The organism is Comamonas sp. 4034 (assembly GCF_050434545.1).
In the GTDB taxonomy this organism is placed as follows: domain Bacteria; phylum Pseudomonadota; class Gammaproteobacteria; order Burkholderiales; family Burkholderiaceae_C; genus Comamonas; species Comamonas odontotermitis.
In genome coordinates this window covers 145,236-163,734 of record NZ_JBNDIT010000002.1, presented here as the reverse complement: position 1 = coordinate 163,734, position 18,499 = coordinate 145,236, and the positions used below count along the sequence as shown (strand labels likewise).

Sequence of the window (18,499 nt, the reverse complement as noted above, 5' to 3'; positions counted from 1 at the left end):
CGCGGGCAAGGGGTCGCGGTTGAATGGATGGAGCGTGGTGAAACGCGGTGGTTTTGCGCATCCTGTGGCGGAAATGGCCTTCGTCACCTCCCAAGGGGCTGACCCGGCCTTTCCGCCCTCAGACGTCAGAACGCGTAGCGCCCTTGTACATAGAACGTGCGCGGTGCGCCCACCATGCGGCCCGGGTTGCCATCCACGTTGCGGGTGTAGTAGCGCTTGTCGCCCAGGTTATTGATCCCCACCAGGACCTGTGAGCCCTTGTGCCCAGGCACTTTCCAGCCCGCCTGCACATTCCACAGGCGAAAGCCGGGGATGCGGCCCACATTGGCATTGGCCGATTCTGTCTCGGTGTTGGCAGTGTCGGAGTACTGGCTGCTCTGGTGCGTGGTGGACAGATTGAAGCTCCAGGCGTCGCGTTCGTACTTCGCGCCGACCGTGTCTGTATTGCGTGAATAGAATGGCACGTCCATTCCTGCCGTTGCGCCCGATTTCTGGATGGCCTTGGTATAGGTGTAGTTGGCATACACGCTCGTACCTGCCAGGGCCCCGCCCTTGTCAAAGGAATACTCCAGCGCCATTTCAATACCGTTGTGCTTGGTGGCGCCAATGTTGGCAAAGGTGGGCGGAGTCACGCCGGGTATCTGCAGGATCTGGTTGTCAAACCGCAGGTCAAACACCGTTGCCTCGGCTCGCCACTGGCTGTCCTGCCAGCGCATCCCCAGCTCCTTGGTCTTGGCAACCTCCGGGCGAAGCGGATTGGATGCCGTCTGCGAGTTCAGCTGGATGTTCTGCACCGGCCCGAACGACGTGGTGTAGTTCGCAAACACCGTCAAGGCCGGGTTCACGAGATAGGACACATTGATCGATGGCAGCCACTTGTTGTTGCGGGTGGAGAAGTTCTGCGCACCCGAGCGGTCATCGCGCTCCGTATCGATGTGCTCAAACCGCACGCCAGGTGTGATGCGCCAGGCGCCGACGGCGATGCGATCATCGATGTAGAAGGCATGCGCGTCCGTGGCGTTGTCAAAAGAGGTGGTTGGCCCTGTGGCGCCGCTGGCCAGTGTCTTGATGTAGCTGTTGTCATCACCGCGCTCACGCATGTAGCGGTAGCCCACCGTCACATCGTTGGTGGTCGACCCCAAGGCAAAACGCTGCGTGTAACGAGGCTCGACCCCCAGCGTCTGGTAGTTGCGTGGCTGGTAGGTCAGCTGGGTCTGGGCGGCGTTGATGAGCCCGCTTGTTCGGGTGCTGTCGTTGTAATAGGCCCTGACCTCGAACTCCTGTGTGCTGGAGATGGTGTTGAGATAGCCAAGATCGAGGCCTTTGCGCTCGCCTTCCCAGAAGTCCGTAGGACGGGTGTTCTGAAACGGATTGGCCTTGTATTGCGCCACAGTCAGGCCTCCCGGAGTACGGGAGCGCACATCGTAGTAGGAAACCTTGCCATAGACTTCCGAACTGGGCGACAGCTCATAGCGGAACTTCAGGGCCACGTCGTTCAGTCGCTCATTGCTGTCTTTGCGCCACTCCGATCCCTCCATTCCGGAATAGAGCAGCGCCCAGCCCAGGCCGTTGTCCAGTTGGGAGCCCAGAAATGCGCTGTAGTGCGTATTGCTTTCGCCCCCCTTGCCAAAGCCGTTGTAGCGAGCGGATACGTCACCCGTGATCGCGGAGCTTGTCGGGATGGCACGCGTGTTCATGTTGATGATGCCGCCTACATTCTGGGGGCCATAGCGCACAGCGCCGCCTCCGCGCACGACGTCAATCGATTCGATATTGCTCAGGCTGACCGGCGCAAACGATAGCTGAGGCTGCCCATAGGGCGCAACGGCCAGCGGAACTCCGTCCAGCAGAACCGTCGATCTCGGCGAGTAGCGGCCCGTCAGACCTCGGATACCAATATTGAGTGATATGGCGCTGCCGGCGGTGCCCGAGTTGTCGGTGGACTGCGCCCCCGGTATGCGCCGCATCACCTCTCCAATGCTGGAGGCACCGCTGCTTTCGATGACGTTCTTGTCGACGACGGTACGTGCGCCTGGGAACGATTTGACGCCGTTTTGCAGGCCCGATCCCAGCCAGTCCCCAGAGACCTGAATGGTCTCCAGCGTTGCCTCGGAAGGCGCCGCCTCCTTTTCCGGGGACGAAGCCGTGTCCTCCACCGTTTGCGCCGCAGCAAGCGAATGCCCCGACAAGCCGACCAGCACCGCAGCCGTCAAACGGCTCAAATGCAGCACAGGGAGTGGAAATGGACGAGATGAGCGCACAGCGCTTAAGGATGAAGCAGTCAGGTTGACCATGGATTCTTGTGGCAACCCGGCATTTGCAGCAGGAATTTACGCCAACTTTTGATATTGAATTCAAATGATAATCAATTTCATTCAATATTTACTTGCCACACATCAGAATTCTTGCTGCATCGACAAAAGTGTGAGTGAGCCGCAACTATCAACCTGAAGTACAGCACATAAGGCGCAGAAAATCGGGTCGAAAGCGCGGCACCCGCCGCAAATGCGTCCGGGCGATGAAATGCAGCGATTGCAGACAGGCGACGGTAGCCACCCCGAAAAAGAGGCGGCCGCCGTGGAATGCTGGTGGCACGGGGCAAGCCCGGCCCAAACGGAATCTGGCTTGCCTCAGGCCCCCAAGGCCGTACGCATCTGATCGATCACCGCCTTGTAGTCCGGTTTGCCGAAAATGGCGCTGCCGGCCACAAAGGTGTCTGCGCCGGCATCCGCCACCTTGCGGATATTGCTTTCCTTGATGCCGCCATCCACTTCCAGGCGAATGTCCTTGCCGCTCGCCTCGATGCGCTTACGGGCCGCCTCGATCTTGCGGAAGGTACTGTCGATGAAGCTCTGGCCGCCGAAACCGGGGTTCACGCTCATCAGCAGGATCAGGTCGATGTCCTCGATCACCCAGTCCAGAACATCCAGCGGCGCTGCCGGATTGAATACCAGACCCGCCTTACAGCCCTGTGACTTGATGGCCTGTATGCTGCGGTGGACGTGGGTCGAGGCGTCGGGGTGGAAGCTGATATAGTCAGCACCCGCCTCGGCAAAGGCGGCTGCCAGCGCATCGACGGGCTGCACCATCAGGTGCACATCGATGGGCGCAGGCTGTCCATTGGGCAGCACCGCGTGCGGCTTCAGGGCCGCGCATACCATGGGGCCAAATGTCAGATTGGGAACGTAATGGTTGTCCATCACGTCAAAGTGAATCCAGTCGGCGCCGGCAGCCAGCACGGAGCGCACCTCTTCACCCAGGCGGGCAAAGTCTGCGGACAGGATCGAGGGGGCAATTCGGTAAGGGGAGCTCATCCCGTTATTGTCGCAGTTAGTATTTCCATATGCCAAAGCACCAGTTTGATGTCTCAGTGACACCGCAATACATGCCCGAGCACTCGGCACCCGAAGCCGGGGTCTACCAGTTCGCCTATACCATCACCATCCGCAACAGCGGCGCCACCGCTGCGCAGCTGATCGCGCGCCACTGGATCATCAAGGATGCCAGCGGCAAGCTGCAGGAAGTGCATGGCCTGGGCGTAGTCGGCCACCAGCCGCTGCTGCAGCCCGGTGAATCCTTCCAGTACCAGAGCCAATGCCGCCTGGCGACGCCGCAGGGCAGCATGGAGGGCACGTATTTCTGCATCACCGAAGATGCCGAAACCTTTGACTGCCCGATTCCCCGCTTTGTGCTGGATGCCACGCAGTACCCCGAGCAGGATGACGATCTGGCCCAAGGACGGGTTCTGCACTGATGTTTGGCAAAAAGAAGCAAGAGCGGCTGCCTGCCCTGCTGGCCAGCCTGAACCCCGATGCACCGCTGGCCGAGCGCAACCTGTGGATCATCGAGGTGGCCGACTGGATCCGGGGCGAGCAGGTGTCGGTGGATGCGGCCGTCGCCCGCGTGGGCCTGCTGCTGGATGCCATGGAGGCCAACCCCGAGCTGCGCCGCAAGCTGCAGGCCTGGTGGGCATGCCTGCTGCAGACGGTAGATCTGACGGCGCTGCTGGCCGATTTCGGTTTTGCACCGCGCACTGCCTTCTTCAATGAATTGGCCGAGCGGCTGCGCTGGAAGCTGCTGCCCTCGACGCCCGAGACAATCGACGCCACCGTGCTGTTCTCGATGGCGCTGCACACGCCGTTTGACGCGCAGTGGCTCAAGGCACTGGATGCCAAGACACTGGAGCGCATTGCCGCCCTGCTCTCGCCCGGCTTTGCGGCGATTGAAACGCCCGTGGTGGTGCCCACCCAGATCGCACAGAGCGATGTGCATGAAGGTGTCATCGCCGGGCAGGAGCACTACGGCAACCGGCTCTCGCCCTGGCAGATGCTGGTGCTCAATGCCGTCACCTACTGCGCCGGGCAGATTCTGGCCTCCGGCTTCACACCCGAGCTGCGCCTGCGCATGAGCGGCAGCGCGCAGAACACCCAACCGTTCTACACCTTGATCAGCCATGTGGAAGAGTTGCGCAAGGCCATGCTGCACCACAGCCCCAAGGCCACCGATGTTCTGGAGGCCGAGGTGAGCGTGCGCAGCAGCCTGGACGAGTGCCGTGCCGCCGTCGCATCGATCTATGGGCATTTCGAGGACAACGGCGTGTCGGTCGGTGTCGTCTTCCGCCTGCGCCAGCTGCGCATGCGTATCCTGCGGGTGCGTGAGCTGCTCGACTGCCTGCTGTCCGCCAACCCCAACACCATCACCGCCAAGCTGCTGGCCCACTTGGTCGTGGTGGGGCTGGAACGCCAGAGCGTGCGCGCGCTGATCTCGTCCAACTCCTCACTGCTGGCCTCCAAGGTGGCCGAGCGCAGCGCCGAGACGGGCGAGCACTACATCACCCGCGACAGCCGCGAATATGCGCATATGGTGCGCAAGGCCGCAGGCGGCGGTTTCGTGATGGCGTTCACCACGCTCATCAAGTTTGCACTGCATGCGGTGGCGCTTTCGGCCTTCTGGGGCGGCTTCATTGCAGGCATCAACTACGCGATCAGCTTCGTGCTGATCCAGCTGCTGCATTTCACCGTTGCCACCAAGCAACCGGCCATGACTGCGCCCGCCATGGCGGCCAAGCTCAAGGAATCGGGCAACACCGATGCTGGCATTGCGTCGTTTGTCGATGAGGTGAGCTATCTGGTGCGCTCGCAGGTGGCTGCGGTACTGGGCAATGTGCTGGTGGTGTTCCCTACGGTGCTGGTTCTGGCCCTGGCTTGGGCCTACGCCAAAGGCACGCCGTTCATTGACAAGATCTATGCCGCGCAGACGCTGCACTCCATCAGCTTGCTGGGGCCGTCGGTGCTGTATGCCGCCTTCACTGGCGTGCTGCTGTTCTCGTCGAGCATCATTGCCGGCTGGACGGAAAACTGGTTCGTGCTGCACCATATGGATTCGGCCATCCGCTACAACCCCCGCATCACCGGCTTTCTGGGCAAGGCACGCGCCGCGCGCTGGGCCCGCTTCATGCGGCGCAATGTCTCGGGGTTTGCCTCCAACATCTCGCTGGGCTTCATGCTCGGGCTGATTCCCGTGACGGCGCAGTTCTTCGGCCTGCCCATCGACATCCGCCACGTCACCCTGGCGTCGGGCCAGGCAGCGGCTGCAGCGGCGAGCATGGGCCTGCAAGCCCTGCACTACCCCGGTTTCTGGCTGGCGATTGCCGCGTTGCCCTTCATGGGGGGCTTCAACATTCTGGTGAGCTTTTACCTCGCCTTCCGCCTGGCACTGCGCGCGCAGAACGTCAGCAACGTCGAGCGCTCGCACATCTACAAGGCGCTGACCAAGCGCTTTTTCTCACGCCCGATGAGCTTCTTGCTGCCGCTGCGGCTGAACAAGGGCGCAACGGCAGAGCCCGTTGGAGGCCGCTGACATGGTGCTGGGCGAATTCGATCTGATTGCCAAATACTTCAAGCGACCGGTGCACCGCGCCGCGCTGGGTATTGGTGACGACTGCGCCCTGCTCGCCCCCGCTCCCGGCATGCAGCTGGCCATCTCTTGCGACATGCTGGTGCAGGGCCGCCACTTTTTCGCCGATGTGGATCCGCACGCCCTGGGCCACAAGGCGCTGGCCGTCAACCTGAGCGACCTGGCCGCCAGCGGTGCCGCGCCGCGCGCCTTCACCTTGGCGCTGGCCCTGCCGCAGGTCGAGGAGGCCTGGCTGCAGCGCTTTGCCCAAGGCCTGTTTGCACTGGCCGATGCCCATGGCTGCGAATTGATCGGCGGCGACACCACGCAAGGCCCGCTCAATATCTGCATCACGGTGTTCGGCGATGTCCCCGCCGGGCAGGCACTGCTGCGCAGCGGTGCACAGGCAGGCGATGACATCTACGTGAGCGGCAACCTGGGCGACGCGCGGCTCGCATTGGAAGCCCTGCTCGGCCACATCACCCTGCCTGCCCAAGCATTGGCTGCCACCCGCGAAAGGCTGGAGCGCCCCACGCCACGCGTGGCGCTGGGTACAGCATTGCGCGGCATTGCCAACAGCGCGCTGGATGTGAGCGACGGCCTGCTGGGCGATCTGTCGCACATCCTGCAGGCGAGCCAGGTGGGAGCCGAGATTCATCTGGAAGAAGCTACCAAATTGATAGCTTCAAGCGCTTTATGGGAAAGCGCCGTATCCGGTTTTGACCAAAATCTTCTGCAGCAATGCACCCTGGCCGGCGGCGATGACTACGAACTGTGCTTTACCGCAGCCGTGAGCAAGCGCGCTGCCGTGCAGGCCGCAAGTGCCACCGCGCAGACACCTGTCCACCGCATCGGCCGCATCACTGCCGCGCCCGGCTTGCGCGTGCTGGATGCACAAGGCCAGCCTGTCGCACAGCGCTGGCGGTCGTTCGATCACTTCAAGTTCTGAAGGGGCCGCTTGCCTGCGGCGCGCCAGCAACCACGGCAGGCGCCAAGCCTGCTATCGTGCGACGGTACAGGAGATTTCATGCAACGCAAGCCCCGGCAATTCACCCACGCCACCCCCATCACCCTGGCCACAGCTCTGGTTGCAGCATGCACCCCTGCATTCGCGGCTGACCCGGGCGCGCAGGTACTGGCTGGCGCCCAGGCGCCCATCAGCCAGGTGGTGCTCTACCCCGGCGTGGCCGCAGTCGAGCGCACGGCCCGCATCAATGCAGGCACGCGCCAGCTCACATTCGAATGTCTGCCTGCCGCCATCGATGTGACCAGCCTGCAGGTCAGCGCCGATGCCCAGGTTCGCATCGGAGACTACAAAACCCTGCTCCAGCCGCGCGATGTAGCCGGAAAAAGCTGTGCCAGCCCGCTCGATACGCAGATCCGCGCACTGGAAGACCAGCTTGCCGCGATCAATGCCGACACCGGCGCATCGACCCTGGTGGCCAGCTATCTGCAGGGCCTCACCCAGCCCGGCAGCGAAGGCAGCAAGCCCACACCGTCCAGCCAGATTGGTGCCACCAGCGACGCCCTGCGCACCACCAGCCGCGACAACGCGCTGCGCGCCCATCAATTGCTGCGTCAGAAAGAGTTGATCGAGGAACAGCTCAAACCACTGCGCCTGGAACGCGACCGCACTGGCGCACAACGCGCCCAGGTGATGCGCGTAACAGTGCAACTGGCCACCAATGCTGACGCCACCGTGCGCCTGAATTACCAGGTGCGCGGCCCCAGTTGGCAGCCCAGCTATCGGGCGCAGCTCGATACCGCCAAAAACCAGGTGCAGCTGGAGCGCCAGGCCCTGGTAGTGCAGGCCAGCGGCGAAGACTGGAGCAATGTGCAACTGACGCTGTCCACCGGCCAGCCTGGGCGCAACACGCAGGCCCGCCTGCCCCGGCCCTGGACACTGGATGTGCGGCAGCAGCGCGCGTATGAAGTCGCAGCCGCGCCCGCTGCAATGCCAGCACCGGCTCCCAGTTCGGTGACCTTGTTTGGTGCGGTAGATGCAAAGGCCAGCCCTGTGCTGCCGGAGCTGGATGTCTCCAGCATCAACACCGCCTACAGCACCCAGTTTGTGGTGCCCTACAAGATCACCGTGCCCGCCAGCAGCGAACGCATCACCCTGTCTCTGGGCTCCGTGAATCAGCCGGTGAGCCTGATCACGCGCAGCACACCGGCGGTGGAAGAAGCGGCCTACCTGGTTGCCACCTTGGCAGCGCCCCCCGGCGTATGGCCTGCGGGCCCGGTGGCGCTGTTCCGCGACGCAGCCTTCGTCGGCAATGGCCAGCTGGATTTTGGCAATGCCACGGCATTGGCGCACGGCTTGTCGTTTGGCCGCGATGACAAGATCAGCGTGCGCCAGCTGCCTTCCGAGCAGGACACGGGCAGCGGCGGCTTTCTGGCCAGCAAGACTGCACGCAAGGTGCTGCACCGCTACGCCATTACCAACCGGCATGACAGCACCGTGCAATTGCAGGTGCTGGAAGCTGCACCGGTATCGCGCAATGACAGGATCGCCGTGGCCTCCACCTACCGGCCCGAGCCGCGCAGCCAGCGCTGGCAAGACCAGGCCGGCATGGTGGAGTGGTGGCAGCCGCTGGCCGCTGGCGACACGGCGGAGTTCAGCGCGCAGCATGACATCCGTTATCCGCAGGATGTGGCCGTCGAAGAGATTCAATAGTCGCCGGTGCATGCAGGCTTATCATTGGCGCCATGAGCGATACGCCAATTTCCACGCCGCATGCCGCCCCGGCGGAATCTGCCAGCCCCATGCAGGCCCCGCGCAAAGCCGGCTGGGCGTTCATGCTGCAGAATCCATTGCATTGGATCGCCATGGGCTTTGGCTCCGGCCTCAGCCCCAAGGCGCCTGGTACGGTGGGCACCCTGTGGGCCTGGGTGGCTTATCTGGTGCTGCAGCTGTGGCTGACACCGCAGGCCATCGGCATTCTGATTGCGGTGTCCATTCCACTGGGCTGGTGGGCCTGCACGGCTACGGCCAGAAACATGGGCATTGCCGATCCGGGCAGCATCGTCTGGGATGAAGTAGTCGCCTTCTGGATCATCCTGTGGCTGGTGATGCCGGTGGGCTTCTGGGGCCAGCTCATCGCATTTGCGCTGTTCCGCTACTTTGATGCCGCCAAGCCCCAGCCCGTGCGCTGGGCCGACCGCTGCTTCAAGGGCTTTGGCTGGGGAGGCGGCTGGGGCATCATGTGGGATGATCTGGTGGCCGCGTTCTGTACGCTGCTGGTGATTGCACTGTGGAGGCATTTTGTATGAGTACCACCGCTGCCTTGCTGTCCAAAGATGCGCTGCCAACGCACGAATACGTTGCGCAACTGGCCCATGCCTTGACGCACAGGGGCTGGCTGATGGCGACCGCCGAGAGCTGCACCGGAGGCCTGATCTCCGGTGCCTGCACCGAGCGGCCCGGCTCCAGCCAGTGGCTCGATTGCGGCTTTGTCACCTATTCCAACCGCGCCAAATCAGCCATGCTGGATGTGCCCGCCGCCCTGATTGCCACCCACGGCGCTGTGAGCGAGCCTGTGGCACGCGCCATGGCCCAGGGCGCGGTGGCGCAATCGCAGGCCCAGGTGAGTGTGGCCGTGACCGGGGTTGCGGGGCCCGATGGCGGATCCGCCGCCAAACCCGTGGGCACCGTGTGGTTTGGCTGGCAGGTGGCCGGCAGGCTGCACAGCGAAGCCATGCATTTTGAGGGCGATCGCCACAGCATCCGCCAGCAGACCGTGCAGCACGCCTTGCGCCGCCTGCTGGCCCTGGTGGAAGCAGCGGACGCGCACGCCGGGTAAGTCTTGTCCCACACCACGGTTGAGTCTTGACCGATGGAAACAATGCCGTCGCCGCGCGACACTAAAGCATGACCGCATGTGTGCAACAATGCCATCCGGCATGATTGCTCGCAGCGCTTACGAGGAGTTCCGCATGAAAAAATTTGCTATCACCATTGCATCTGTTGTTCTGGCCGTATCGGGGCTGAGTGCCTGCTCCAGCAACCCTACCAATGCACAACTCGGTACCGGCATCGGCGCCGTGGCTGGCGGCGTGCTGGGTGACGCGGTATTTGGCTCCACCCTGGGCACCATTGGTGGCGCCGCAGCAGGTGCCTATTTCGGCAACCAGGTGGGTGACAACATGGACGGCAAACGCCGCCGCTAAACACACCGTGCACAGACAACAAAGCCGGGCTTGCCCGGCTTTGTTGTTTTTTCCGCGCTGCCCGCCCCGGGGCCGCGCATCAGTTTTGTGACAACGACAGAAAAATTCCGATCAGGATGATTGCGCACAGCACCGCAAACGCAATCTTCACCCAGCTGTACGGCTGCTCGCCCGCAATCTGGCCGGTGTAGCCATTGGCCACGATCTGGTAGCTTTTGGCGCCATAGGTATAGCTGACCAGCCATACCGGCACCAGCACATGCTTGAAGGTACGGCCCTGGTAGGCGCGCTGCACCTGCAGATTGCGGTACGTATCGCCCGGCACCTGCTGCGCGCACAGCGATTGCACCTGCTGGTCCATATCGCCTTCGTTCACATCGGCAGCCCGGCGCAGATCCACCTGGTAACGCTCCACCGTCCAGCCACGCACGAACTCGGGCGAATACGGCTTCAGATCGGTGGTGGTGGGAAAAGGCTCCACCTTGTGCAGCAGCGCAGGGTGTACGCCCACCGTGCCTGCCACCAATTCGTCATCGAAGAAATGCTGCAGGCTGCCTGCCGCTGGCTCCCAGCGCACATGCTGCACCTGGCGGGTGCTGATGTTGCCATTGCTGTCGCGGTACTGTTCGGTCGTGTAGTAGTAGTAACCGGCATCTGCACGCCACTGGGCCTGCACATGGGCGTCGAACGTCCAGTACGGCAGGTAGATGCCCTTGAGCGTATCGGTCAGCGCCGCATTCTTGAGCTTGTTCGGCGCAAACCAGCGGCTGCCATACCACTTGCGGATCAAATCGCGCACCTGGCCATCGCTGATCTTGAACGGCAGCAGGCTTTGCGGCGTGATGGCGTCGTTGCGCTCTTCGTGCGCCTGGATCGCGGGGGAGCCGCAGAAGTCACAGCGCGCAGCCACCCGGCCATCAACAAAAACCGAAATCGCCCGGCAGTTCTGGCACTGATATTCGCGCCGCGCCTCTCCCCAGCCTCTGCCCGTGGCAGGGTTGGCCAGCGCTGCCGCCAGGTCTTGCTCGACGATGTCGCCACCCAGCTGCTTTTGCTGCTCCTCGCTCCAGGGCACCACAGTGCCGCAGTAGGGACACTTGAGCGATTGCGCCTTGGCATCCCATTCCAGATTGCCGCCGCACTCGGGGCAGACATGCTTGGCCACCATCGTGGTCGAGGGCGGCGCAAATGGATCGGGGACGGGGGTAGATGAATTCACAGCTAATCAGGCTCTAGCGCACAATCAGTCTACGCCAATAGCCATCAAAATCATAGCAATACAACACAAATGGGCAATGCGCCTGCACTATCACAGCGCAGATGCAGACACCAAGCAAGGGCTGCCCCAGCGAGGGTGTCGTCCCCCTCCACTACAGAGAGGGGGCGCCCGGCCAGGGGAAGGCGCGCAGCGCCACAGGGGGTGGCGTTTACCCACCGCGCAGGAATTCGTTCAACGACTCCTGCGAGATACGCCAGGCGCTGCCGATCTTGCGGCCCTTGAGCGCGCCCGATTCCAGCTCGGCCACCACATCCTGCACCGTCACCCCCAGCACCTGCGCGGCCTGCTCGGGGGTGAGCACCTGCACGCCGCCACCCACAGCAGGGGCTTGCGCCGCCTGGGCAGCCTGCGCCGCAGCGGGCGAGAAGGGATCGGTGGCAGCGCCGCCTGCGGGTTGCTGCATACCCTTCATCATCTCCTGCGCCATGCCAAAGCCCATGGCCATGGTGGCGGGAATGGTGGCCGCAGCCGCACCTTCGCCGCCATTGGCCATGGCCTGGCCCATCTGGTACTTCACGTAGTCGTTCAAGTTGCCGATGGCGCTCATCGACGAGCGCTTGTCGATGGCCTCTTCCACTTCGGGCGGCACCGACACGTTTTCCAGCAGGAAGCTGGTGATCTCCAGGCCGTATTTTTCGGTGACGGCGGGGTTGATCAGCTGCAGCAGCGCATCGCCCAGTTCGGAATAGCGCTGCGCGACATCGAGCACCGGCACCTGGGCCTTGGCCAGGGCTTCGCTGAAGATGCTGACGATGCGCGAGCGCATGGTGTCGGCAAATTCGTCGATGCGGAAGTTCTGGTCGGTACCTGCCACTTCCTTGAGGAACTTCGCCGGATTCACGATGCGGAAATCATAGGTGCCGAAGGCGCGCATGCGCACCACACCGAAATCCTTGTCGCGCATCATCACGGGGTTGGAGGTACCCCATTTGTTGCCGGTGAAAAGGCGGGTGTTGATGTAGTAAACATCGCACTTGAAGGGCGAGTTGAAGCCGTACTTCCAGCCCCGCAGCGTGGACAGGATCGGGATGTTCTGCGTCGTCAGCTGGTGGCGGCCGGGGCCGAACAGGTCGGCAAACTGGCCTTCGGAGACAAACTGCACCTGCTGCGACTCGCGCACGATCAGCTGTGCGCCATTCTTGATTTCCTTGTCTTCATCAGGCCAGCGATACGACAAGGTGTCGCGCGAATCATCGGTCCACTCGATGATCTCGATCAGTTGCTTGGTGATGATATTCATGAGGTTCATGGATGATCCTTGCTCTGTGAAAAGGAGAAAACCGGCCCATTTTAGAACGTGTTTGGCATCCCTACGCCACCACATCGCAGACCAACCCGTGCGCGCTCCGGAGGGCTCGCTTTCCGGCCTCTCGCCCGGCGGGCTGCAACGGCCGCACGGCAATGGGGGTCAGACCGATCCTACCGAGGCGCCGAGGCCTGGCCTACAGGCTGCCACATTTGTTAACTTCTATCATCAATTGGCAGAGAAAGCACGGGGCCCTCCCCCCACAACCCATAACACATGTGCCGGCTTTCCCGCTCTTGCCTGCACATCGCTCTGCGCCTGAAGGAGAGAGCATGTCTACATCGATCCCCACTTTGAGTCGCCGCCACTGGCTGTCCATGATTGGAAAGGCTGCTGGCGGCAGTGTCATGTACCAGGCCATGTCGTCGCTGGGCTACGCGCAGGAATCCAATTACCGCGGCCCGCTGGAGCTGTCCAAGGCCAAGCGTGGCGGGTCGGTGGTCATCCTTGGCGCAGGCCTGGCAGGTATGACGGCCGCCTATGAGCTGCGTGCTGCAGGCTACCGGGTGCAGGTGCTGGAGTTTCAGGAGCGATCAGGCGGCCGCTGCTGGACGGTTCGCGGCGGCGACAGCTTTACCGAACTGGGCGGCGCCAAACAGACCTGCAGCTTTGCCAAGGGCAACTACATCAACCCCGGCCCCTGGCGCGTGCCCTACCACCACTATGCCGTGCTGGATTACTGCAAGAAATTCGGTGTCAAGCTCGAACCCTTCATGCAGGTGAACTACAACGCCCTGGTTCACAACAGCAAGGCCTTTGGCGGCAAGCCGCAGAAGTTCCGCGAGGTGCAGGCCGATGCCTACGGTTATGTGGCCGAGTTGCTGGCCAAGGCCACCAACCAGGGCGCGCTGGACCAGGGCGTGACCAAGGAAGACAAGGAAAAGCTGCTTGAGAGCCTGCGCGGCTGGGGCGCGCTCGACAAGGATTTCCGCTACGTGCAAAGCCATGAGGTCAGCAACCACCGGGGCTTCAAGATCGAGCCCGCCGGCGGCCTGATGCCGGTGGCGCAGCCTTCCACCCCCATCGAGATGAGCAGCCTGCTCCAGTCGGGCCTGTGGAACAAGATCAATGACGGCCATCTGATGGAATTCCAGACGGCGATCTTCGAGCCGGTGGGCGGCATGGATGCCATTGCCAAGGGTTTCGAGAAGGAGGTGGGCAGCCTCGTGCGCCACAACTGCAAGGTCACCCGCATCGAGCAGAACGACAAGGGCGTGACCGTGACCTTCAGCGACACAAAAAGGGGAGGTGCCGCGCAGCAGGTCAAGGCCGATTGGTGCGTGTGCACGATTCCGGCGTCCATCCTGGCGCAGATCGATATCCAGGTGGGCGATGCGATGAAGCAGGCCATCCAGTCGCTGCCCTACGGCGCCTCGTTCAAGGTGGGGCTGGAGTTCAAGCGCCGCTTCTGGGAAGAAGACGAGCGCATCTACGGCGGCATCAGCTACACCGATCTGCCCATTGGCCAGATCTCCTACCCCTCGACCAACTTCTTCAGCAAGGGGCCTGCCGTGCTGCTGGGGGGCTACCAGTACGAAAACGCCCATGCCTATGCTTACACCGCCATGTCGCCGGCCCAGCGCATACAGGCAGCGGTGGAGCAAGGCGCCAAACTGCATGCGCAGTACCCCCAGGAGTTCCTGAGCGGCTTTTCCGTGGGCTGGCACCGCGTGCCCTGGATCAACGGCTGCTTTGGCCTGTGGACCGATGCCCTGCGCGAGCAGCACTACAAGAATCTGTGCGAGATCGATGGCCGCATCGTGCTCGCGGGCGAGCACTGCTCGTACATCCCAGCCTGGCAGGAGGGGGCGATTCTCTCTTCGCTCGACGCCGTCAAGCGCCTGCACGACAAAGCCCAGGCCACCGCCTGATCTGCCCCGACCCAGCACCGATGACACCCACGAGGATTTCACCATGAAAACCCTTGCATTCCTTCTTGCCGCAGGCGCTGCAGCCTGTGGCCTCGCCTACGCCCAAAGCAACCACGCTCCCACAGCCGAGGAAGTGAAGGCGCAATCGTCTCCCACCGGCCCGTTTGGCGGCTTCTCCGACAACAAGATCACGTTTTCGCAGCAGGGCGGCGAGAAGATCTACCAATCGCTGTGCCAGGGCTGCCATATGGTCAACGGCCAGGGTGCGCAGGGCGCGGGCTTCTACCCTGCGCTGGCCAAGAACCCCAAGCTCGCGGCAGGCGCCTATCCGGTGATCGTCGTATCGCGCGGCCTGCATGGCATGCCATCGTTTGCCAACCGGCTGACCGACGAGCAGATTGCCGATGTGGTCAACTACGTACGCACCCATTTTGGCAATGACTACAAGGACGCCGTCAAGCCCGAAGATGTGAAACCGATGCGCCCGGACGCCGCATCCTTCAAGGATTCATGGGGTTGATCCCCCTGTTGCAACCATCCCAACCCAAGGAGACCCCTACCCATGCCCCCTTCCCATCGCGCCTCTTCCCGCACCGCCTTGCGCACCTGGATGACCCTGGCAGCCGCCGCGGCCGCCATCAGCACCCTGGCGGGCTGCGCCAGCTCTTCAATGGGCGACGGCCGCTCGCAGTCCGTGGTGCGCCACGGCATTCCGGGCTCCAACTTCCCCATCTCGAATGCCGTGGAAATACCGCCCGGCGCAACAACGGTGTACCTCTCTGGCCAGGTGCCGCCGGTGGTGGATGCCTCCAAGCCTGCCAATGACCCTGCCGCCTATGGCGGCGACACACGCGCCCAGACCATTGGCGTGCTGACCACCATCGACAAGCAGCTCAAGGCCATGGGCCTGACCATGAAGGATGTAGTGAAGATGCAGGTCTTCCTGGTGGCCGACCCGGCCAAGGGCAACAAGATGGACTTTGCCGGCTTCATGCAGGGCTACACCCAGTTCTTTGGTACGGCCGAGCAGCCCAACCTGCCCTCGCGCTCCGCCTTCCAGATTGCCGCACTGGCCAACCCGGCCTGGTATGTCGAGATCGAGGTGACCGCAGTGCGCATGCCCAAGTAGGCACCGGGTCACTGCAAGCCCCAGGCAAACGTTGGCACATACAAAAAGAGGCATTGCGTGCGCAATGCCTCTTTTTTTATAGCACCAGACGCTTACCTATCAAGCGCCACAGCACTTTTTATACTTCTTTCCGCTGCCGCAGCTGCAGGGGTCGTTGCGGCCGGGCACATCGCCTTTGATGACGGTGGCCTGGCGCGGGCCCATGCTTTTCCAGATCTGGCGCAGGTCGTACACCGCCCAGATGGCTTCGCCAAAGGTTTCCACCCGCTCCTGGCTGGTGCTGGCGGGACCGTTCTCGTCGTACATGCAGACGGTGGGGGTGCCGGTGTCATCCTCGGTCAGTGCCACCACGGAGTCGAGCGCATCGTTGAGCCAGCGCGCGGCGTCCTTGTCGCGTGGCGCGGCCCATTCTTCGGCCCAGTTTTCCACCACAAACATGAAGCCCAGCGCCCAGACCTGGCCGAACGACGGAATGTCCTGGCCTTCCATCTCCTTGCGCTCTTCCTCGGGCAGGCTGGCAACGGCGCCGCGCATGTCCATGGCATCGGGCTGGAAGGTGTCGTCCTCTTCCAGGCTCTTCACATCGGTATCGAGCTGGGCCACCACTTCGGCCCAGCGAATGTTCCACAGCGCCAGAAAACGGTCCTGCTGGGCGCGGTCGGCAAAGGCGGGCAGCACGGGCAGGCTGCCGTCGGCGCTGCGCTCCAGCATTTCGCCATCGCCCACCAGCATGGGCAAAAACTCTTCTTCGGGCACGGCGCGGCGGGTGCAGACCAGCGCCGTCAGCACGCCATCGACAAATTCCCACTGCGGAATCTCTTCGGCGCGCTCGCGCATGTCGTCGAGCATCTGGTCGATCTCGGCCAATTGGTCGTCGTTCAGTCCGGCGGGAATCTGGGGCTTGGTCATGGTGGTTCTCTCCAATACGGGTACCGCCCGAGCGCACAGCCCCTATGATGGGGCCTGGATTCGTAACAACAGCGCAATGGCAGATGGCCGCCGGGCAAGGAAGGGCATGCAGTGTAGCGCCGCTACCGGCACTTTGCTGCAGCCCGGGTTTTGACAGGCGGCACCATGGCTCGACGCGCGACACGCCCCCATGAACCAGCTCAACAAGATTTTCCCCGTTCGTTACACCGTCATGGTGCTGTGCATGTTTTTGCTGCTGCTGGGCGTTGCTGCCCTGGTGGCGGACGGCAGCCCCTGGTGGTGGCTGGCGGTGGCCGCCGGCACCGCGCTGACCCTGCTGGGCGTCTACGACCTGCAGCAGACGCGCCATGCCATTTTGCGCAACTACCCGGTCATCGGCCATATGCGCTTCTTCCTGGAGTTCATCCGCCCGGAAATGCGCCAGTACTTCATCGAAAGCGACACCGAGGCCCTGCCGTTTTCGCGCGCACAGCGCTCGCTGGTGTACCAGCGCGCCAAGGGCGACCCCGACAACCGCCCCTTTGGCACCCTGATGGATGTGGGCGCACGCGGCTATGAGTGGGTCAACCACTCGATGTCGCCCACCCGGCTGGATGGCCATGACTTCCGCGTCTGGATCGGGGGCTCGCCCGATGCGCCATCGCCATCGGTATCGCCCTGCACCCAGCCCTACCATGCCAGCGTGTTCAATATCTCGGCCATGAGCTTTGGCGCGCTGTCGGCCAATGCCATTCTGGCGTTGAACAAGGGCGCCAAGGTGGGCGGCTTTGCCCATGACACGGGCGAAGGCTCGATCAGCCAGCACCACCGTGTGCATGGCGGCGACCTGATCTGGGAGGTGGCCTCGGGTTACTTTGGCTGCCGCAACGACGATGGCACGTTCAGCGAAGAGAAATTCATCGCCAACGCCACACAGCCGCAGGTCAAGATGATCGAGCTCAAGCTGAGCCAGGGCGCCAAGCCTGGCCACGGCGGTGTGCTGCCCGGCGCCAAAGTCACGCCCGAAATCGCGGCGGCGCGCGGCGTTCCCGTGGGCGTGGATTGCATCTCGCCCGCCAAGCACAGCGCATTCAGCACGCCCGAGGAGATGATGCACTTCATCGCCCGGCTGCGCACCCTCTCGGGCGGCAAGCCCACAGGCTTCAAGTTCTGCCTGGGCCACCCCTGGGAATGGTTCGGCATCGTCAAGGCCATGCTTAAGACCGGCATCACGCCCGATTTCATCGTGGTCGACGGCGCCGAGGGTGGCACCGGCGCGGCGCCGGTGGAATTCACCGACCACGTCGGCGTGCCGCTGCAGGAAGGCCTGCTGCTGGTGCACAACACCTTGATTGGCGTCAATTTACGCGACCGCATCAAGCTGGGCGCCGCAGGCAAGGTGATTACCGCGTTCGACATCACCCGCATGATGGCGCTGGGCGCCGACTGGTGCAACGCGGGCCGGGGCTTCATGATGGCGCTGGGCTGCATCCAGGCCCAGACCTGCCACACCGGCAACTGCCCGACCGGCGTGACCACGCAGGACGCCGTGCGCCAACAGGCGCTGGTGGTGCCCGACAAGGCCACCCGCGTGGCCCAGTTCCACAAGAGCACGCTGCATGCCCTGCAGGAGCTGGTGCAGGCCGCCGGGCTGCACCACCCCAGCGAGCTGAACGCCCACCACATCGTGCGCCGCATCAGTGATACCGAGGTGCGCCTGCTGTCCAACCTGCTGCTGCAGGTGCGCCCCGGCGCCCTGCTGGAAGACCTGGCGCACCAGCATGACGTCTTCCGCACCTACTGGCCGCTGGCCAGCGCCGAGAGCTTCCAGCCCGTGACGGCGCCCCAGGTCAAGCCCTCTGCGCCGCGCGACCACCAGGCCATGGCACCGCAAGCGGCGGGCACGCTCTGACAGCCCATGGAAGGCAATGCGGCCAACT

The 18,499-nt window shown here is 63.2% G+C and carries 16 protein-coding genes; 11 read left to right on the top strand and 5 right to left on the bottom strand.

The features are described from left to right. Positions 1–125: 125 nt before the first annotated feature. Together ABIE32_RS03290 and rpe are read right to left on the bottom strand one after the other, a co-directional pair. Positions 126–2,294, bottom strand: coding sequence for a TonB-dependent receptor family protein (locus ABIE32_RS03290; protein WP_429013909.1), 2,169 nt, complete (start codon positions 2,292–2,294; stop codon positions 126–128). A 336-nt stretch (positions 2,295–2,630) separates the two neighbouring features. After that, positions 2,631–3,314 carry a ribulose-phosphate 3-epimerase gene (gene rpe / locus ABIE32_RS03285; protein ID WP_224153181.1) on the bottom strand — a complete coding sequence of 228 codons (684 nt, stop codon included), beginning with the start codon at positions 3,312–3,314 and terminating at the stop codon, positions 2,631–2,633. 29 nt (positions 3,315–3,343) lie between these two features. On the opposite strand from rpe, the gene apaG reads away from it, so the two are divergent. From apaG to ABIE32_RS03250, 7 genes are all read left to right on the top strand, one after another. Beyond that, a complete protein-coding gene (apaG, locus tag ABIE32_RS03280; protein ID WP_395025017.1) occupies positions 3,344–3,754 on the top strand; it encodes a Co2+/Mg2+ efflux protein ApaG in 411 nt (136 codons plus the stop codon). Then, a complete protein-coding gene (locus ABIE32_RS03275) occupies positions 3,754–5,859 on the top strand; it encodes a site-specific recombinase (RefSeq protein ID WP_429013904.1) in 2,106 nt (701 codons plus the stop codon). The genes apaG and ABIE32_RS03275 overlap by 1 nt, the downstream gene beginning before the upstream one ends. 7 nt (positions 5,860–5,866) lie before the next feature. Beyond that, positions 5,867–6,844, top strand: a complete 978-nt coding sequence (gene thiL, locus ABIE32_RS03270; RefSeq protein WP_429014253.1) for a thiamine-phosphate kinase — start codon at positions 5,867–5,869, stop codon at positions 6,842–6,844. A gap of 78 nt (positions 6,845–6,922) precedes the next feature. Beyond that, a complete protein-coding gene (locus ABIE32_RS03265; protein WP_429013901.1) occupies positions 6,923–8,572 on the top strand; it encodes a DUF4139 domain-containing protein in 1,650 nt (549 codons plus the stop codon). 32 nt (positions 8,573–8,604) lie between these two features. Next, positions 8,605–9,168 (top strand): phosphatidylglycerophosphatase A family protein, encoded by a 564-nt coding sequence (locus ABIE32_RS03260; protein ID WP_429013898.1) that lies wholly within the window; start codon positions 8,605–8,607, stop codon positions 9,166–9,168. Beyond that, entirely contained in the window at positions 9,165–9,698 is a 534-nt protein-coding gene (locus ABIE32_RS03255) for a CinA family protein (RefSeq protein ID WP_429013895.1), read from the top strand. The genes ABIE32_RS03260 and ABIE32_RS03255 overlap by 4 nt, the downstream gene beginning before the upstream one ends. A 133-nt stretch (positions 9,699–9,831) precedes the next feature. Further along, positions 9,832–10,065 carry a glycine zipper domain-containing protein gene (locus ABIE32_RS03250; RefSeq protein ID WP_224153176.1) on the top strand — a complete coding sequence of 78 codons (234 nt, stop codon included), beginning with the start codon at positions 9,832–9,834 and terminating at the stop codon, positions 10,063–10,065. A 79-nt stretch (positions 10,066–10,144) separates the two neighbouring features. On the opposite strand, the gene ABIE32_RS03245 is transcribed toward ABIE32_RS03250, so the two are convergent. Beyond that, positions 10,145–11,233, bottom strand: coding sequence for a zinc ribbon domain-containing protein (locus ABIE32_RS03245; RefSeq protein WP_429014250.1), 1,089 nt, complete (start codon positions 11,231–11,233; stop codon positions 10,145–10,147). Between the two features lie 259 nt (positions 11,234–11,492). After that, complete coding sequence (locus ABIE32_RS03240) at positions 11,493–12,593, bottom strand: SPFH and helix-turn-helix domain-containing protein (RefSeq protein WP_224153175.1); 1,101 nt, start codon at positions 12,591–12,593, stop codon at positions 11,493–11,495. A gap of 329 nt (positions 12,594–12,922) precedes the next feature. Between ABIE32_RS03240 and ABIE32_RS03235 the strand changes: the two genes are divergently transcribed. The 3 genes from ABIE32_RS03235 to ABIE32_RS03225 are packed head-to-tail and all read left to right on the top strand — an operon-like array spanning position 12,923 to position 15,650. Continuing rightward, complete coding sequence (locus tag ABIE32_RS03235) at positions 12,923–14,521, top strand: flavin monoamine oxidase family protein (protein WP_429013891.1); 1,599 nt, start codon at positions 12,923–12,925, stop codon at positions 14,519–14,521. A gap of 43 nt (positions 14,522–14,564) precedes the next feature. Continuing rightward, positions 14,565–15,041 (top strand): c-type cytochrome, encoded by a 477-nt coding sequence (locus ABIE32_RS03230; RefSeq protein WP_377780118.1) that lies wholly within the window; start codon positions 14,565–14,567, stop codon positions 15,039–15,041. Between the two features lie 42 nt (positions 15,042–15,083). Next, on the top strand, positions 15,084–15,650 hold the full coding sequence (locus tag ABIE32_RS03225) for a RidA family protein (protein WP_429013887.1): 567 nt from the start codon (positions 15,084–15,086) through the stop codon (positions 15,648–15,650). A gap of 99 nt (positions 15,651–15,749) precedes the next feature. Here the strand turns inward: ABIE32_RS03225 and ABIE32_RS03220 are convergent, their stop codons facing one another. Continuing rightward, positions 15,750–16,559, bottom strand: a complete 810-nt coding sequence (locus ABIE32_RS03220) for a UPF0149 family protein (protein ID WP_224153173.1) — start codon at positions 16,557–16,559, stop codon at positions 15,750–15,752. A gap of 190 nt (positions 16,560–16,749) precedes the next feature. Here ABIE32_RS03220 and ABIE32_RS03215 point away from each other — a divergent pair, with 190 nt between their 5' ends. Next, complete coding sequence (locus ABIE32_RS03215; RefSeq protein WP_224153172.1) at positions 16,750–18,471, top strand: FMN-binding glutamate synthase family protein; 1,722 nt, start codon at positions 16,750–16,752, stop codon at positions 18,469–18,471. The last annotated feature ends 28 nt before the right edge of the window (positions 18,472–18,499 follow it).

What these genes read in the sequence shown, in the direction of transcription:
- ABIE32_RS03215 (WP_224153172.1), top strand. Translation starts at nt 16,750, where the DNA reads ATGAACCAGCTCAACAAGATTTTCCCCGTTCGTTACACCGTCATGGTG.
- ABIE32_RS03225 (WP_429013887.1), top strand. Translation starts at nt 15,084, where the DNA reads ATGCCCCCTTCCCATCGCGCCTCTTCCCGCACCGCCTTGCGCACCTGG.
- ABIE32_RS03290 (WP_429013909.1), bottom strand. Translation starts at nt 2,294, where the DNA reads ATGGTCAACCTGACTGCTTCATCCTTAAGCGCTGTGCGCTCATCTCGT.
- ABIE32_RS03275 (WP_429013904.1), top strand. Translation starts at nt 3,754, where the DNA reads ATGTTTGGCAAAAAGAAGCAAGAGCGGCTGCCTGCCCTGCTGGCCAGC.
- ABIE32_RS03230 (WP_377780118.1), top strand. Translation starts at nt 14,565, where the DNA reads ATGAAAACCCTTGCATTCCTTCTTGCCGCAGGCGCTGCAGCCTGTGGC.
- ABIE32_RS03255 (WP_429013895.1), top strand. Translation starts at nt 9,165, where the DNA reads ATGAGTACCACCGCTGCCTTGCTGTCCAAAGATGCGCTGCCAACGCAC.
- apaG (WP_395025017.1), top strand. Translation starts at nt 3,344, where the DNA reads ATGCCAAAGCACCAGTTTGATGTCTCAGTGACACCGCAATACATGCCC.
- ABIE32_RS03220 (WP_224153173.1), bottom strand. Translation starts at nt 16,559, where the DNA reads ATGACCAAGCCCCAGATTCCCGCCGGACTGAACGACGACCAATTGGCC.
- ABIE32_RS03265 (WP_429013901.1), top strand. Translation starts at nt 6,923, where the DNA reads ATGCAACGCAAGCCCCGGCAATTCACCCACGCCACCCCCATCACCCTG.
- ABIE32_RS03235 (WP_429013891.1), top strand. Translation starts at nt 12,923, where the DNA reads ATGTCTACATCGATCCCCACTTTGAGTCGCCGCCACTGGCTGTCCATG.
- rpe (WP_224153181.1), bottom strand. Translation starts at nt 3,314, where the DNA reads ATGAGCTCCCCTTACCGAATTGCCCCCTCGATCCTGTCCGCAGACTTT.
- ABIE32_RS03245 (WP_429014250.1), bottom strand. Translation starts at nt 11,233, where the DNA reads ATGGTGGCCAAGCATGTCTGCCCCGAGTGCGGCGGCAATCTGGAATGG.
- ABIE32_RS03250 (WP_224153176.1), top strand. Translation starts at nt 9,832, where the DNA reads ATGAAAAAATTTGCTATCACCATTGCATCTGTTGTTCTGGCCGTATCG.
- ABIE32_RS03260 (WP_429013898.1), top strand. Translation starts at nt 8,605, where the DNA reads ATGAGCGATACGCCAATTTCCACGCCGCATGCCGCCCCGGCGGAATCT.
- ABIE32_RS03240 (WP_224153175.1), bottom strand. Translation starts at nt 12,593, where the DNA reads ATGAACCTCATGAATATCATCACCAAGCAACTGATCGAGATCATCGAG.